Raw genomic sequence first — 16,808 nt, 5'->3', positions numbered from 1 at the left:
ATTCCCCACGCCGAAACTTTCGAAAACGAACATTAATTTGGTCTAAATCAAACATTTTCACGCTAATCCACACCACACTGTTCCCATTCGACAGAGGATGAGAGTCAGCAAGATGAACAGAGTCACGACCAGGGTGGTCATCATTGGAGGGGGGGCAACCGGCGCCGGCATCATGCGCGATTGTGCCTTGCGCGGCATAGATTGCATCCTGCTTGAGCGCGACGACATTGCCGCCGGCACCACGGGACGCAACCATGGCTTGCTCCATTCCGGTGCCCGTTATGCCCTGACGGATCCCGAATCTGCCCGGGAGTGTATTCAGGAGAATCGCATCCTCAAGCGTATCGCCAGCCACTGTGTCGATGACACCGGCGGCCTCTTCGTGACGCTGCCCGAGGACGACATCGGCTTCCAGGATCCCTTCATGCAAGCCTGTGCCCTTGCGGGTATCCCGACCCACCAGCTCGAGCCCAGAGAGGCGCTGCGCCTCGAACCCAATGTCAATCCAGCCTTGATTGGTGCCATACAAGTACCGGATGGCACCATAGATCCCTTCCGCCTCGCCACCGCCAACGTGCTCGATGCCAAGGAGCATGGGGCCCGGATATTTACCCACTGCAAAGTCGTGGGGCTGTTGCGCCAGCAAGACCGAGTGCATGGGGTCAGGGCCATCAACCTGCGCACCGGCGAAGGGTTCGAGATAGAAGCCGAGCAGGTGATCAACGCCGCTGGCATCTGGGGCCAGCAGATCTGTGAATATGCCGAGCTTGGCATCCGCATGTTTCCGGCCAAGGGCTCGCTACTCATCATGGATTACCGCCTCAACCAGCTGGTGCTCAATCGTGCTCGCAAGCCGGCGGACGCAGACATTCTGGTGCCCGGGGATACCATCTCCCTCATTGGCACCACCTCCAGTCGCATCGACTATGACAAGATTGACCAGCTTCGCGTCGAACCCGAGGAGGTCGAGGTGCTGCTGCGTGAGGGCATCAAACTGGCCCCCGCCATGGCCCAGACCCGCTTGCTGCGTGCCTATGCGGGCGTGCGCCCCCTGGTCGCGGTGGATGGCGACGAGTCGGGCCGCAACATCAGCCGCGGCATAGTGCTGCTCGATCATGCCAGCCGGGATGGTCTGGAAGGGTTCATCACCATCACCGGCGGCAAACTGATGACCTACCGGCTGATGGCTGAAATGGCCACGGATCTGGTTGCCAGCAAGCTTGGCAACGACAAGGGCTGTCGTACGGCCCTGCAAGCCCTGCCAGGCTCCCGGGATCCCGTGCCCACTCAGACCTTTGGTCTGTCGGCGCCAGCGCAAGGATCCGCCGAGTCACGCCACGGGGAACGGGTCATCGCCTTCTTTCGAGACAACCCCAAGGCCAACGCCCTCATCTGCGAGTGCGAGATGGTGACCGCCGGTGAGATTGAATATGCCCTGCGCGAGCTGGACGTGGACAACCTGGTGGATCTGCGCCGCCGCACCCGGCTCGGCATGGGCCCCTGCCAGGGTGAGCTGTGTGCCTATCGCGCCGCCGGTCTGATGCACGAATATGGCAAGGCCGATGGCCGCGAGGCCTGCGCCATGCTGCGCGACTTCCTGGAGGAGCGCTACAAGGGGGTACGCCCCGTGCTGTGGGGGGATGCCCTGCGCGAAACCGAATTCACCCACTGGATCTATGAGGGGTTGTTCGGTCTTGGCAATTTGACTGGCCCCACCGACATCACAGCGCCGCAGGATCCAGAGGATTCCCCCACCCCCCTGCGCCATGAAGGAGTATCCCCATGAGATTCGATACCATCATCATTGGCGGCGGCATGGCCGGTCTGTGCGCCGGGCTGCGCCTCGCCGAGGCGGGCCAGAAAACGCTGATCATGGCCTCGGGCCAGAGCGCCCTGCATTTCTCCTCCGGCTCGGTGGACTTGCTCGATTGCCAGGGCGATCCCTTCGCCGCCCTGCCCGCCTTCCTGGTCACCCACCCGCGCCACCCTTATCAAAAGGTCGGGCTCACTCATATTGCGGCTAGCCTGGCCGATCTGCAGCGCCACTGCGCCGAGCAGGGATTGCCGCTGTTCCATGAGTCGCACAACCACCTGAGGCTCACCCCCATCGGCACCCTCAAGCCGACCTGGCTCTCGCCTAGCAACAGCGCCTGCCTGGGAGAAGCACCAGCTCCGGCCACCATGCTGCTGGCCACCCTGGCAGGATTTCGCGACTTTCAACCGGCGCTGGCGGCGGCCAATCTGGCCCAGCATCCACGTCTGGCCCAGAGCCGTATCCTGACGGGCGAGATTAACCTGCCCCAACTCGCGACCTTTAACCGTAATCCTCATGAGTTTCGCTCGGCGGACATCGCCCGCCTGTTCGACAAGCAAGGTCAGGAGGGACAAGCTCTGCTGAGCGCGCTTGCCGAGGAGATCCGCCGCCTGCTGCGCGAGAGCGACGCCCCCGACTGTCGTCATCTGGTGCTGCCTGCCTGCCTCTCACTGGGGCTGGTGGGGCCTCGACTCGCCGAGCTGGAGCAGCTCACCCAGTGCACCCTTCGCGAAGTCGCCACCATGCCCCCCTCCCTCATCGGCATGCGGATGCAAGATGCGCTCAGGCGCCGCTTCCAGGCCCTTGGCGGCACCTTCCTCATCAGTGAGCGGGTATTGGGCGCCACCCTGGACGGCAACAAGGTCACTGGGGTATATAGCCAGAACGGCGCCGATCAACTCTTTGAGGCCGACGATTTCGTGCTCGCCAGTGGCAGCTTCTTCAGTCGCGGCCTGGTCTCGCGTCTGGGGGGGATCAGTGAGCCCATCTTCGATGCCGACGTGCTCAGCCTGGCCGAGCGCGATGACTGGGCCGGTCGCCGCCTGTTCGACCACCACCCCTTCATGGGCTTCGGGGTCAAGACGGATGAACAGCTGCGAGTACTGCGCGGCGGCAAGGCGCTTACCAACCTCTATGGTGCCGGCAGCGTACTGGCACACTATGACCCTGTTGCGGAAGGCTCAGGTTCAGGGGTGGCGGTCGCCACCGGCTGGCAAGCCGCCAGTCACATACTCACCAAGGCCGCAGCCCGGGACTCGATGACCGGCGCCCCCTCCACCCCATCACTCGCCCGGGAGGCCTAATCATGCCTTTGGACCATGCCAATCAGACTTTCGATCAGTGCATCAAATGCACCGTCTGCACCGCCTACTGCCCGGTAGCCAAGGCCAATCCCGCCTATCCGGGCCCCAAACAAGCAGGGCCCGATGGTGAACGGCTGCGCATCAAGAGCCCCGCCCTCTATGACGAGGCGCTCAAATATTGCACCAATTGCAAACGTTGCGAAGTGGCCTGCCCGAGCGGCGTACGTATCGGCGACATCATCGCCAAGGCCAAGCACCAGTACAGCGGATTCAAACCGGGGGTGCGCGAGTTCGTGCTATCCCACACGGATCTGATGGGCAGCATGTCGACCCTGATGGCCCCCATCGTCAACTTCACCACAGGACTCAAACCGGTGAAGCAAGTGCTGGACAAGGCGCTCGGGGTCTCCTCCCACCGCGACCTGCCCAAGTATTCTCAAGGCACCTTTCGCGGCTGGTTCAAGAAGCAGCAAGCCGTGCAGGCCAGCTATAACCGGCAAATCGCCTATTTCCACGGCTGTTACGTCAACTACAACCACCCCCAGCTCGGCAAGGAGCTGGTGCAAGTGCTCAATGCCATGAACATAGGGGTGCAGTTGCTGGCGCGGGAGAAATGCTGCGGCGTGCCACTCATCGCCAACGGCTTCATGGCCAAAGCCAAGCAACAAGCCGCCTTCAACATCCAGCAGCTCGAAAACACCCTGCTCGGCAACGAGATGCCGCTGCTGGCCACCTCCTCCACCTGCGGGTTCACCTTGAGGGACGAATACCCGCACCTGCTCGGTCAGGACAATCGCAAGGTGCGAGATCGCATCTCACTGGTGACCCGCTTCCTGTGGAACGAGTTCTACCGGGGCAACAAGCCTGCCATGAAGCCCCTCAACCTGCATATTGCCTATCACACCCCCTGCCATCTGGAGAAGATGGGGGGGGTCATCTACACCCTGGAGCTGCTGCGCGCCATTCCCGGGGTAAAAGTCACTGTGCTCGACTCCCAGTGCTGTGGCATCGCCGGTACCTACGGCTTCAAGTCGGAGAACTACCAGACCAGCCAGACCATAGGTGAGGGGTTGTTTGAGCAGATCGACCGTCTCAAGCCGGATCTGGTCATCACCGACTGCGAAACCTGTAAATGGCAGATTGAGATGAGCACCGCATATCGCTGTGAACATCCCGTGCATCTGCTGGCCCAGGCGCTGGCATGAGTCCGGCGTAGCGCAATCAAGAGGGGCGACCCAAGGGTTCGCCCCTCCTTCAAGTGCACCAAACCTTGTCCTTTCGCCCAAAAAGGGGAGCACCAACCGTGGGGGGATCGCTGAGCCTCGCCCCTTGCCCGAGTAGCCATCCATCCGTCAAAAGCAGCTCCATATAGAGCTCAATCTACCTGTCAGCCGCCACTACGGAGCACCGTTTATCATTCGTTGGCACCATCTGAGGCAGGATCATAAAGAGCCTCAAAAAGACCTCACCAATGACTTTATCAACAGAAGGGGTATCAATAGACACTCACACATTGCCGGACCACCATAAAATCTTATCAGTTCAAGGTGATGGGGATTGCGGCGCGTCAGAACCCGACATATAACTGAGAGGTTGATTTCGGTTTTTTCACGCGGTAGAGACCACCACTATGATACGTCCCCTTGCCAGCTTGCTGTTCGGTGCCTTGCTCCTTCCCGTCAGCCTGGGAGCCCTGGCCGCTCCGTTTCTCAATGCTCCCGCCCCCAGCATGCTCGAACGACGCAGTGACCCCACCTTGAGTTCGGCCGCATTCGTGGTCGCCAATCCGCGAACCGGCGAGATCCTCTCGGAGCGCAATGCCAATAGAGTCATGCCCATTGCCTCCATCACCAAGCTGATGACAGCCCTGGTGGTACTCGATGCCAATCCGCGCCTGAACGAGATGATCACGGTGAGCAATGCCGATATAGATCGCATCAAGGGCACCGGCTCGCGTCTGGCCATAGGCTCGCGACTGAGCCGGGTCGAGATGCTGCACATAGCACTGATGGCTTCCGAAAACCGTGCGGCCTCTTCCCTCGCCCGTTACTACCCGGGCGGCCAGCGCGCTTTTGTCTCCGCCATGAATGCCAAGGCCCGCATGCTGGGCATGTGGAACACCAAGTTCTCGGACAGTACGGGCCTCAATCCCCGTAACGTCTCCACCGCCCATGACTTGGCCAAGCTAGTCGCGGCGGCCTCCGCCTATCCACTCATTAGACAGTTCACCTCGGCCCAGCAACACTATGTCCGCACCGGCAAGCGCCAGCTGCACTACCGCAACTCCAACCGCCTGGTCCACGATGCCGATTGGCAGGTGCTCATCTCCAAGACCGGCTACATACGCGAGGCAGGCCGCTGCCTGGTGATGGAGGCCAACATCAACCGTGAGCCCATGATAGTGGTGCTGCTCAATGCCGATACCACTGGGGCCAGGGTAGCCGATGCCAAGCGGATCAAAACCTGGCTTGAGAGTGGTAACCGCAATGCGCTGGCACGCACCACCGCCTTCAACGGCCAGTAATCAATCCGTCATCAAAAAGAGCCCCTCCCGGGGCTTTTTTTATGCTCCGCCACAACCGAATGCTCAACGCAATCGGCTCCATGAACTCCTCCCCCCACATGGCCTGCATCAGTCTCTTTTGTACAGGGATAGACTTCACACACACCACAGCAGCGCGATATGTCAGCATTATTTATTTATGCAGTTCAATTAGCTGGTAAAAAATACAAAAGCAGCTTAATGTTATATTTTTGTGATGACATATTTGCCGATTTCGCTGCCAATGTTAACGTGATGCCTGCCGGTACCCATCAAGGCTAGATCGGCTCAATTTGCCAGAGGGGCCAATCTGGGGCACCTGGGCTCTAGCATTAACAAACGCAGTTAAAACAAGGATGTAGCAATGAACATTGTGGTTCTGGGTGGGGGTGTTATCGGGGTTGCCAGCGCCTGGTATCTGGCCAAGGCGGGTCACAAGGTGACCCTGCTCGAACGGCGCAGTCATGTGGCCCTCGAAACCAGCCATGGCAACGCGGGGCAGATCTCCCCGGGTTATGCGGCGCCTTGGGCCGCCCCTGGCATTCCGCTCAAGGCGGCCAAATGGTTGCTGCAAAAACATGCCCCCTTCACGGTGCGTCCCACCTCTGATCCCTTCCAGTTGCGCTGGATGCTCAAGATGTTTGCCAACTGCACCCCGGCCGCATACGCCACCAACAAGGGGCGTATGGTCCGTCTGGCGGAATACAGCCGTGACTGCATGAAGGGCTTGCGTGACGAGCTTGATCTGGATTACGAAGGACGTCAGCTTGGCACCTTGCAGCTGTTTCGAAGCCAGGCCCAACTCGAGGCGAGCAAACGCGACATCGCCGTGCTGGCAGAGTATGGCGTGCCCTATCAATCCCTGGATACACAGGGCTGTGAAGAGGCTGAGCCAGCCCTGGCCCGGGTGCGCGGCAAGGTGGTGGGTGGCCTGCGCCTGCCAGGGGATGAGACTGGCGACTGCTTCCGCTTCACCCAGGCCCTGGCGGCCGAAGCGCAGCAACTGGGGGTTGAGTTCGTGTTTGACTGCCCCCTCGATGAAATCGAGATGAAAAACGGACGCGCCGTGGCCGTTCGCGCCGGGGAGCAGCGCTGGCAGGCCGATGCCATCGTCTGTGCGCTGGGCAGTTATTCCACCGGCCTGCTGCGCCCGCTCGGCATCGCCTTGCCCGTCTACCCGGTCAAGGGCTACTCCCTTACCCTGCCGATGAGCAATGCGGAGGCCGCGCCGCGCAGCACAGTGCTCGATGAAACCTATAAAGTCGCCATTACCCGCTTCGACGAGCGGATCCGGGTCGGTGGCATGGCCGAGCTCAGCGGTTTCAATCTGGCACTCAATCCCAAACGCCACGACACCCTCGCCATGGTGGTCAGGGATCTCTTCCCGGAGGGCGGCGATCTCGCCCAGGCCGAGTTCTGGACCGGGCTACGCCCCATGACACCGGACGGCACGCCGCTAGTGGGTCCGAGCCCGATACCGGGACTCTGGCTCAATACCGGCCACGGCACCCTGGGCTGGACCATGGCAGCGGGCTCAGGCCAACTGCTGGCAGATCTCATCAGCGGTACCCAGCCCGCCATCAGCGACGAAGGCCTGACCCTGGCCCGCTATGGCTAAGTCCCCGGCCAGCGGCCATTTTGATGGTCACAAGCCTCATGCAAGAGGGAGTGCCTGGCACTCCCTCTTGTCATCTTTGCTGCCTGGATCACCCCGAACCTGTCGTCAGCATTTGCATTCTGGCCCATGACTGCATCCCCGACTGGCATAGCGCCCGGCTGCGCCAAGGGCGCCATCACTATCGAGTTCATCAGCGCTACGAATATAAAAAGGAGCGGCCAGGGCCACTCCTTTTCTATTCGTATAATGCGCGGCCGAGCCTGATGAGATTGCGACCTGGTGCAGAACACCATAGGCTGGGTTATCCCTCTAGGAAAAGGAGTGCCTATGCCGTTCATCCCCTCCCGCGAGCGCTGGCGCTTCCTGGTCAACCGCCTTCGCGAGCGACTTTGGGTGAAACCCCTCGCCATCTGCCTGCTCTCCATCCTGGGCGCCCTCGCCGCCCGCCTGGCCGATAGCAGCGACCTTGGCGACTACCTGCCCACCATCACCAACGAGGCACTGCTCTCCCTGCTATCCGTCATGTCCGCCAGCATGCTGGGGGTTGCCACCTTTGCCGTCGCCTCCATGGTGGCAGCCTACGCCTCGGCCAGCAACGCGGCCACTCCGCGTAGCGTCACGCTGGTGATCGCCGATGACGTCTCACAAAATGCCCTGTCGACCTTTATCGGTGCCTTCATCTTCAGCGTGGTCTCGCTGATCGGGGTCAAAAACGACTATTTCGCCCTGGCCGGTCGCTTCACCCTGTTTCTGCTCACCCTGGTCGTGCTGGCTCTCGTCATTCTGATGTTCGTCCACTGGGTGGATCGCATTGCCCGCCTGGGACGCCTTGGCACTACGGTCAAGCGGGTCGAACAGGCGACAAATGCCGCCCTGCAACGGCGGCGCCTCACCCCCACCCTGGGCGCCAGTCCCGTCCATGAGGGGCTCACCGGTGGCCTGCTGATAAGCAGTCCCGAGATTGGCTACGTACAGCAGATTGATATAGCGCACCTCAACACCCTGGCCGAGGAGATGGACACCCATATACAGATCCTGGCGCTGCCCGGCACTTTCGTGACGCCAGACCAGGGGCTTGCCCTGGCCCACGGCTGCCCTGAGCCTGCCAGGCTCGACATGGCCCGTCTCGCCAGCGCTTTCACGGTAGGATCGGAGCGACTGTTCGATGAAGATCCCCGCTTTGGCCTGATTGTACTGGCCGAGATAGCCGGGCGAGCCCTCTCCCCCGCGGTCAACGATCCAGGGACTGCCATCGGCATACTGGGTACGCTGGTGCGCCTGTTCGTGCTGTGGGATGAGCCGCTCTCCGGCGAAGATCAGGCCAACCACCAGGCCTCACCCTACGAGCGGATCAGCGCATCGCCACTGGCCGTCATGGATATGTTCGATGATGCTTTTACCGCCATCGCCCGGGATGGCGCGGGGACGCTAGAGGTGGCCCTGCGACTGCAAAAAGCCTTGCTGGCATTGACCCACGGCAGCCAGACCATGGCCGACGCGGCCCGCCGTCACGGCCGGTTGGCGCTGGCCCGCAGTGAACTGGCCATGAACCTGGAGGAAGATAAAGCACAAGTCAGGGCCTTGGCCCGCAGGTTGCTCGGCGATGATTGACCAAGGGCGAGGCACCACGGCCTCGCTGTAGCGCCTCTCCAAGCGGCCTCCCCCTGGTTGCGCCTGGCCTCGTCTTTACTCTGCCTTGTCCGCAACCGGGCGCAGTGCCAGATTGAACAGGGCCGCCACCATATCCGACTGAGTCAAGATACCGACCAGTTGCTCCCCCTCCACCACCGGCATATGGTGCAGACCACCATCGGAGAAGAACTCCACCAGATCGTAGAGCGGCTGATAACGGCGCGCCGTACGCACCTCCCGGGTCATCAGATCCGCCACCTGCTTCTGTTCGAGGCTGGCTGCCTCCCTCGGTAGCTGGCGCTGCCTGTCGATCATCAGATCGTGCAGGGTCAGGATGCCGACCAGCCGCTGCGCGTCATCGACCACAGGCAACGCCTTGATGTGATGCTGGGAGAGTCGATGCCAGGCCACCATGGCCGACTCCTCTGGCGCAACGACGATCAGATCCCGCGACATCACATCCTGACAGAGTACTGTCCCGACCCGCTCGCGCAGCGCATGCAGTTGCGCCTCTTGCAGCAATGCCTGCAGATCCTGACGGCTGATGTCGAGCAGCTCGCCGTGCTTTTCCAGGGCAAAATCGATGTCGGTGGCATGGGTTGCGATGCGCTTGCTCGGCTCGGGATCCGCCGTCTGGTGACGGTTGGGGGCCGCCTTGCCACCATTGGGATAACGGCGACCGAGCGCCCGGTTGTAGAGGAGGCCCATGGCCAGGAGGAGCAGGGAGTTGATGAACACCGGCAGCAACACATACCAGAAGCCAAGTTGGGTGATGCTCTCGCCACCTATCACGGCGGTCAGAGCCACGGCCCCCCCTGGCGGGTGCAGGCTGCGGGTCATGAACATGGCGGCGATGGCCAGCATCACTGCCACAGCGGAGGCCAGTGCCAGATCCGGGATCCAGCTTGCACTGATCACTCCCATCAAGGCCGAGACACTGTTGCCCACCAGGATGCACCAGGGCTGGGCCAGCGGACTGGCCGGGGCGGCAAAGAGCAGCACGGCTGAGGCGCCCATGGGGGCAATGAGCCAGTGGGGGCTGACGCCAAGCCACCATTGGCAGAGCAATTCGGTCATCAACAGACCGATGAGCGCACCTAGAGCGCCATAACAGCTCTCCTTGAGGCTGGTATTGGTCGATACCGGGTAAAAGTCGCTGAGCTGCATCTTGTTCCTGTGCATGATAAGGGTCATTCAAAATGCGCAATTCTACCGGCATCTCTTCCATCAATGCCAGCGTCGCCATGGCCCAGTAATGGCTCCCGTTGCAGCTGACAACGAAAAGGGGAAGGCTTGCGCCCTCCCCTTATTCGTCAGTGACACCTCCTTGGCTAGCTGCCTGGCGGTTTACGCCAGCTCGGCGCGCAGCACCTTGGTGGCATCGACCATCACCTTGAGCGCCGCTTCCGTCTCTTCCCAGCCGCGGGTCTTGAGGCCGCAATCCGGGTTGACCCAGAGCCGCTCGGCCGGGATCTGCTGGGCCGCCTTGCGCAGCAAGCCCTCAATCCAGCTCTGGCTCGGTACGTTCGGCGAGTGGATGTCATAGACGCCCGGGCCGATTTCGTTGGGGTAGTTGAAGCGCTCGAACGCTTCAAGCAGCTGCATCTGGCTACGGCTGGTCTCTATGGTGATCACATCCGCGTCCAGCGCCGCCACCGCCTCTATGATGAGGTTGAAATCGCTGTAACACATGTGGGTGTGGATCTGGGTGCTGTCCACCACCGGGCTCGCACTCAGGCGGAAGGCCCGCACCGCCCAGTCCAGATAGGCCTGATGATCCTGTTTACGCAGGGGCAAGCCTTCGCGGATGGCTGGCTCATCAATCTGGATAATCTTGATGCCGGCAGCTTCGAGGCTCGCCACTTCGTCGCGAATGGCCAGGCCAATCTGCAGGGCAGATTGCTCGCGGCTCACATCTTCCCGGGGGAAGGACCAGCAGAGGATGGTCACGGGCCCGGTCAGCATCCCCTTGACCGGCTTGTCGGTCAGGCTCTGGGCAAACTGGGTCCACTCGAGCGTCATCGGGGTCGGACGGTCGATGTCCCGGGTGATCACCGGCGGCTTGACGCAGCGCGAACCATAGCTCTGCACCCAGCCGAAACGGGTGATGGCAAAGCCGTCCAGCAGCTCACCGAAATACTCCACCATGTCGTTGCGCTCGGCCTCGCCGTGTACCAGCACGTCCAGCCCGATAGCCTCCTGACGCGCGATGGCATCTTTGATCTGGGCCTGAATACCCGCCTCGTAAGCGCCGTCGTCGATACGACCGGCACGCCAATCCTGACGCAGCACCCGGATTTCCGCCGTCTGCGGGAAAGAGCCGATGGTGGTGGTCGGCAACAGGGGCAGCTTGAGATCCCTGCGCTGGGCCAGGGCCCGCTGCTCGTAAGCGCTGTGGCGATTGAACTCGGATTCGGTCAGCTGGGCCAGACGAGACTGCACCCCTTGCTTGTGGACCCGGCTGTCGGACTCCCGATCGATGATGGGTTGGCTGTAGGCCGCAATCTTGGTCAAGTCACCGCCACCCAGCGCACTGTCGCTCAAGTAGTCGGCCAGCAGGCCCAGCTCGTAGCACTTTTGCAGGGCGAAGGCGAACCAGCTGCGGGTCTGGGGGTCGAGTTCATGCTCCAGGGTGAGATCCACCGGGCTGTGCAGCAGGGAGCAGGATGAGGCGACCCAGAGTCGCTCGCCGAGCTTCTCTTTCAATGCATTGAGCGTCGGTGCCAGCTTGGCCAGGTTGGCACGCCAGACGTTGCGACCATTGATCACCCCGGCGGAGATGACCCACTGGGCCGGCAAGTGCGGGACCAGGGTGTCGAGCTGTTCGGGGGCGGCGACCAGATCCAGGTGCAAACCATCGACTTTCAGGCTGGTGATGATGTCGCGCTGATGGGCCACGGATCCGAAATAGGTGGTGAGCAGCAGTTTGCAGGGGCCGCTCAGACGCTCATAGGCATTCAGATAGGCCAGGCGCCACTCGTCCGGCAGATCCAGCGCCAGGGCGGGCTCGTCGATCTGCACCCACTCCACCCCTTGCGCCGCCAGCTTGGCCAGGATCTCCTGATAGACGATCAGCAGACGGTCGAGCAGTTCGAGGCGCGAGAAGCCACTCTCTTTCTCCTTGCCGAGCCACAGATAAGAGACGGGCCCCAGCAGCACCGCCTTGACCGGCAGCCCCAGGGCCTTGGCCTCTTCCACCTCTTCAAAGAGTTGACTCCAGCCCAGCTTGAAGCGCTGGTCACGGCTGAACTCGGGCACCAGATAGTGATAGTTGGTGTTGAACCACTTGGTCATCTCGGCGGCGGCGGCAGCCGGGCCGGTCGGCGCACGGCCACGGGCCACCCGGAACAGGGTGTCGAGATCGGTGTCGCCATCACGGTGGCGCTCGGGGATGGCATCCACCAGCAGGCTGGTGCCAAGCACCTGATCGTACCAGGCAAAATCCCCTACCGGCAGCAGGTTGACCCCGGCGGTGCGCTGGGCTTGCCAGTGACGCTGACGCAGGCTCTTGCCTACGGCAACCAGTTCGGCCTGGGTGGTCTCACCACGCCAGTAGGATTCGAGGGCAAATTTCAGTTCACGCTTGGCGCCGATGCGGGGGAATCCCAGGGTATGTGCTTGTGTCATGGCCGTCTTTCCTTAATCTCATCTCTGTCCTATGGGGAACTGGATGATTTAGCCATCCAGATGTTTACACATCTAGAATGTCGAGATAAGGTGCTCTTGGCTATTGAATCCTCTTCAACTGGCTCTCAAGAAATCCTCAACGATGCACAAGGGAGTCTGTAACGCATATGGAAGGAGCCAGCCCCAGTGATCAAAGCGTGTCTTCAACTGATACAGCAAGGAGTGGTGCCATGGGTGTGCCCAGCAAGTCGACCAGTAATTTGAGCATTGATATCAAGCATCTGAAGACAATGTCTGCCCTGGCCGAGCAGGGTTCTCTGGCGGGGGCCGCGCTCACGCTCAACCTCACCCAATCTGCCCTATCCCATCAACTCAAGGAGCTGGAGACCCGCCTTGGCATGGAGCTTTACTTGCGCAAAAGCCGGCCCCTGGTATTGACGGCGGCGGGGCAGCATTTGCTGGCTCTGGCCCGCCAGGTGCTGCCCGCCCTGGCGCAGACCGAGAAGCAGTTGCAGGCCCTGCACAGCGGCGACGCGGGCCGATTGCACCTGGCACTGGATTGCCACAGCTGCATCCAGTGGCTATTGCCGCTCTTGCCGGACTTTCGCCGCCAGTGGCCAGGAGTGGATCTGGAGGTGGAGTCAGTGCCCGGTTTCGACACCCTGAGTGCCCTGCTCGGCGGCCAGCTCGACTTGCTGCTCACCTCGGATGTACTGGCCCGCGGCGATCTGCACTTCGAACCACTGTTCTCCTTCGAGCTCAGCCTGGTGATGGCGCCGGAGAGCACCCTCTGCCATCAGACCCAGATAGCCCCAATCGATCTGCAACAAGAGGTGCTGCTGGTCTACCCAGTGGAGCGCGCTCGCATGGATGTGTTCAGCCGCTTCTTGCAACCGGCGGGGATCGAGCCCAAGCGTTGCAAGCTGGTGGACAACACCTCCGTCATGCTGCAGATGGCCGCCGCCGGGCTTGGCGTCGCCGCCCTGCCCAACTGGGCCAGCGAGGAATTTGTCCGCCAGGGGCTGCTCGAGGCCCGGCCCCTGGGAAGCGGTGTGCGCCGCCACATGTATGGTGCCGTGCGCGCCGCCGACAAGGATCAAGCCTGCCTGCAGAGCCTGTTCGAACGCATTCGCGCCAAGATGGGCGCCTGACTCAGGTCGTAAAGAAAAGGCCGCCCCATGGGCGGCCCGTACCACTCGTCAACCATCTGGTTCACTCTTCTGCTCCGCTCCGTCACCGCAGCGAGCCTGACCCGCTTGTCGCCGTGGACAGTTCTCGCACAGCGAACCATCGCGGCGCTTGTAGTGCAGGCAGCAGCGCTGGCGGATATAGCCAGGTGAGGCGCTCGCCACGCCTGACGCCTCCCGCCACCCCGCCAGATGCTCGGCGGGCAAACCGCAGGCCGCCAGCCAGAGCGGCGCATGGGCGGCGACCCGCTCGACGCTCACCTCGGTGAAGAAATCCGGCACCCTGACCAGCGCCGCCAGCAGATCGTCCGCCAACAGCGGGCGCACGAAGCCGGGCCGCAACCGCATCTCACCGGCAAACATCTCGAAGAGCCGCTGCCAATGGCGACGCAACCGCCTGCCTGCCGCCTCGATCAACACCAACTGCTCCCCCCTGATCAACGGCGAGGCCGGCAAGGTGAAACCGGATACCAGACCAGCGCTATACGCCAACCCCAGTTTGTCCAATGCGGGCACCGCACCGACCCGGTAGACGGCCACCATGGCGAGGTAGATGGACTGCCAGCAGAGCATGCCCCAGCTGCGGGTCAACCAGTAGGCGGGACCCGCCTCCGGATGCGCCAGCCGCCAGTGATCATGCAGCGCCAACGCCACCGCGGCCGGGGCCATGGCACGCTCTGCGCCGATCAGCAGCGGTCTCTCCTGCGCCACCCACTCGCCCTTGAGGGAGGGGATCAGCTCCCTCGCAGCCAAAAACAGGGGGGCGTGAGCAAGCAGGCCAGCTGCCCGCTCCTGTGCGGCAATGGCACCTGGCTCCGTCTCAGCGAGAGGGCCAGTGGCGGATGGGATGTCATGGAACGAGGCGCCCTGATAAAAGGGCCCCGGCGTCCGGCCGGGGCGCAGGCTTAGAATACGTATTTGAGTCTGGCCTCCACATTGCGCTCGGCACCGAACCAGCAGTTGCTCTGGTCGTAGCAGGAGTAATAGGTGGTATCGAACAGGTTGCTGGCACTGACGGAGGCCTCCACCCCTTTCAGGCGCGGGCTCAGTTGGGCCAGATCATAGGAGGCAGACATGTCCATCAACAGATAATCAGGCACCTTGTCGGTGTTGGCGGCATCCATCTCGGCCTCACCAACGTACCGCAGACCGGTCCCCAGACGCAGACCGGCGGCAGGCCCTTGACCGAGTCGGTAGTTAGCCCACAGAGAGGCCGTCTGATCCGGCACCCAGACCGGGGTCTTGCCTTGCAAACTGGTGGTGTCACGGCTGATCACCATGTCGAGCAGGGTATAGGTGGCACTCAGGTCCAGGTTGCTGGTGATATCGATGCGCCCCTCCAGCTCCAATCCCTTGGAGACCATCTCGCCGGTTTGCAACTTGGGGCCGTACAGGTTGTCCGGATCCGTCACCAGGGCATGCTTCTTGGTGATCCGGAACGCCGACAGGGTCAGGGCCTTGCTCATGTCCTCGGACAGGTACTTGATCCCCCCCTCCCACTGATGACCAGTGGCGGGATCGAACGCATTGCCGTTCTTGTCGCTGCCCGCCACCGGCTCGAAACTGTCGGCATAACTCACATAGGGCGAGATACCGTAGTCGAGCTCATAGAGGGCCCCCAGGCGGAAGGAGAGATTGTCCTGGTCAATCTTGGCCAAGGTGTGGCTGGCAGCCCCGCTGTAGAGGCTGTCGCTGTCGGTATCCATCCGGTAGCTGTCATAGCGCAGGCCACCTATGGCTACCAGCCTGTCGAGGCGCAGCTGATCCTGCAGATAGACCCCCGTCTGGTACTGCTTGATCTGCTTGCGATCCTGATAGATGAAATTGAGGCTATCGGGGTTAATCTGGCGGTGATCCGGGTTAAAAATGTCGATACTGGGCGCCGAATAGTCGAGGGTATCCCGATAGAGCACCTGGGCATCCAGATATTGGTAATCGACCCCGAGCAACAGATTGTGCTGCACGGAGCCGGTCGCCAGCTTGCCAGCCAGCTGGTTGTCGATGACGAATCCCTTGGACTCCTCATTGGTCAGGTAGGCATTGCGCGCCAGGGTGCGATCATCCGCCCCCAGGGCCGCGTTATAGGTATTGTGCTGCTTGGCTGACGCATCCATGTAGCGGGCATTTTGCAGGAACTGCCAGTTGGCATTGAAATCGTGGCTGAGCTTGTAGCCAAACAGCGCCACCTCCCGGTTGTACTGGTTCCAGTTCTCGTCACCGAGGAAGGCATCGCTATCCAGCTTGCCGAGGGGATTGTCCTTGGCCGACCCTTTGGCGGGCACTGTGGTGTAGATGCCGGCGGCCGGATCCTTCTGGTAATAAACATTGAGGTTGAGCAGGGTACGTTCACCGAGCCGCCAGTCGAGGGAGGGAGCCAGCACGTAGCGCTCCTCTTGTGAGGTCACCGCCTGGCCATCCTTGTGGCGGGCCAAACCAACCAGACGGTAGGCAAAGGTGTCATTGATGGGGCCGGTCGTGTCCAGGGTCACCTCGCGCAGATCCCCGCTGCCACCCGCGACGCTGACGCTGTGCCTGGCCTCGCGCTGTGGCCGCTTGGCAATCAGGTTGATCATGCCGCCCGGTGGCATGCTGCCGTAAAGCACCGAAGTCGGCCCCTTGAACACTTCCAACTGCTCGATGGCGACAGGATCTATCTGCGGTTGCAGGTTCCAATCGTTATATTGCAGCAGCAAACCGTCATAGAAATTCTGATAGTTGTCAAAGCCGCGAATGTTGAACAGATCCAGTCGATTGACCGAGCCCCCCCGCAGTTCGGTGTTGACGCCTGGCACATAACGCAGTGCCTCGCTCACCGAACTGGCGCCCCGTTGCTCCAACGTCTGGCTATCCACCACGGAAATAGCCTGCGGTGTTTCGACAGGGTCGAGCTTGGTCTTGGTCGCCGTGTTGCGATAGGTCTCGCCAAGGACCGTCATGGTCTCGGTGCCAGGCGCTGCCGGATCGGTTTGCGCGGCCAGGACACTGCCCGCAAACAGAGTGGAGAGGGTCGCCGCGACCAGGGTCAATGGGGGGTGAAGTGCGTACATCTGATCCTCGAATGCCAATGATTGAATAGTAACAAATA

Annotated in this window: 12 protein-coding genes; 8 read left to right on the top strand and 4 right to left on the bottom strand. The window is 61.7% G+C overall.

Translation table 11 applies throughout. The annotated features are described in order from the left end of the window. Positions 1–112: 112 nt before the first annotated feature. The 7 genes from glpA (at position 113) to ACSMDR_RS18490 (ending at position 8,888) form a co-directional block, all read left to right on the top strand. Complete coding sequence (glpA, locus tag ACSMDR_RS18520; protein ID WP_436469202.1) at positions 113–1,786, top strand: anaerobic glycerol-3-phosphate dehydrogenase subunit A; 1,674 nt, start codon at positions 113–115, stop codon at positions 1,784–1,786. Continuing rightward, on the top strand, positions 1,783–3,117 hold the full coding sequence (glpB, locus tag ACSMDR_RS18515; protein ID WP_436469201.1) for a glycerol-3-phosphate dehydrogenase subunit GlpB: 1,335 nt from the start codon (positions 1,783–1,785) through the stop codon (positions 3,115–3,117). The genes glpA and glpB overlap by 4 nt, the downstream gene beginning before the upstream one ends. Positions 3,118–3,119: 2 nt before the next feature. Next, on the top strand, positions 3,120–4,322 hold the full coding sequence (gene glpC / locus ACSMDR_RS18510; RefSeq protein ID WP_436469200.1) for an anaerobic glycerol-3-phosphate dehydrogenase subunit GlpC: 1,203 nt from the start codon (positions 3,120–3,122) through the stop codon (positions 4,320–4,322). Positions 4,323–4,747: 425 nt separating this feature from the next. After that, a complete protein-coding gene (locus ACSMDR_RS18505) occupies positions 4,748–5,641 on the top strand; it encodes a serine hydrolase (RefSeq protein WP_436469199.1) in 894 nt (297 codons plus the stop codon). Positions 5,642–5,800: 159 nt separating this feature from the next. Beyond that, positions 5,801–5,941, top strand: a complete 141-nt coding sequence (locus tag ACSMDR_RS18500) for a hypothetical protein (RefSeq protein ID WP_436469198.1) — start codon at positions 5,801–5,803, stop codon at positions 5,939–5,941. 82 nt (positions 5,942–6,023) lie between these two features. Next, on the top strand, positions 6,024–7,277 hold the full coding sequence (locus ACSMDR_RS18495; RefSeq protein ID WP_436469197.1) for a D-amino acid dehydrogenase: 1,254 nt from the start codon (positions 6,024–6,026) through the stop codon (positions 7,275–7,277). Positions 7,278–7,604: 327 nt separating this feature from the next. After that, a complete protein-coding gene (locus ACSMDR_RS18490) occupies positions 7,605–8,888 on the top strand; it encodes a DUF2254 domain-containing protein (protein ID WP_436469196.1) in 1,284 nt (427 codons plus the stop codon). A gap of 75 nt (positions 8,889–8,963) precedes the next feature. On the opposite strand, the gene ACSMDR_RS18485 is transcribed toward ACSMDR_RS18490, so the two are convergent. Together ACSMDR_RS18485 and metE are read right to left on the bottom strand one after the other, a co-directional pair. Continuing rightward, on the bottom strand, positions 8,964–10,076 hold the full coding sequence (locus ACSMDR_RS18485) for an HPP family protein (protein WP_436469366.1): 1,113 nt from the start codon (positions 10,074–10,076) through the stop codon (positions 8,964–8,966). A gap of 180 nt (positions 10,077–10,256) precedes the next feature. After that, complete coding sequence (gene metE, locus ACSMDR_RS18480; RefSeq protein WP_436469195.1) at positions 10,257–12,536, bottom strand: 5-methyltetrahydropteroyltriglutamate--homocysteine S-methyltransferase; 2,280 nt, start codon at positions 12,534–12,536, stop codon at positions 10,257–10,259. 230 nt (positions 12,537–12,766) lie between these two features. Between metE and ACSMDR_RS18475 the strand changes: the two genes are divergently transcribed. After that, positions 12,767–13,687 carry a LysR substrate-binding domain-containing protein gene (locus ACSMDR_RS18475; protein WP_005893590.1) on the top strand — a complete coding sequence of 307 codons (921 nt, stop codon included), beginning with the start codon at positions 12,767–12,769 and terminating at the stop codon, positions 13,685–13,687. Positions 13,688–13,735: 48 nt separating this feature from the next. Here ACSMDR_RS18475 and ACSMDR_RS18470 read toward each other — a convergent pair whose 3' ends face one another. After that, entirely contained in the window at positions 13,736–14,527 is a 792-nt protein-coding gene (locus ACSMDR_RS18470) for a siderophore ferric iron reductase (protein WP_436469365.1), read from the bottom strand. A 101-nt stretch (positions 14,528–14,628) separates the two neighbouring features. Continuing rightward, a complete protein-coding gene (locus tag ACSMDR_RS18465) occupies positions 14,629–16,770 on the bottom strand; it encodes a TonB-dependent siderophore receptor (RefSeq protein WP_436469194.1) in 2,142 nt (713 codons plus the stop codon). Between the last annotated feature and the right edge of the window lie 38 nt (positions 16,771–16,808).

Origin of the sequence: Aeromonas molluscorum (assembly GCF_051376105.1) — a bacterium.
Lineage (GTDB): Bacteria > Pseudomonadota > Gammaproteobacteria > Enterobacterales > Aeromonadaceae > Aeromonas > Aeromonas molluscorum.
The sequence above is the reverse complement of the archived record's forward strand: the minus strand, read 5'-3'. Positions and strand labels throughout refer to the sequence as shown.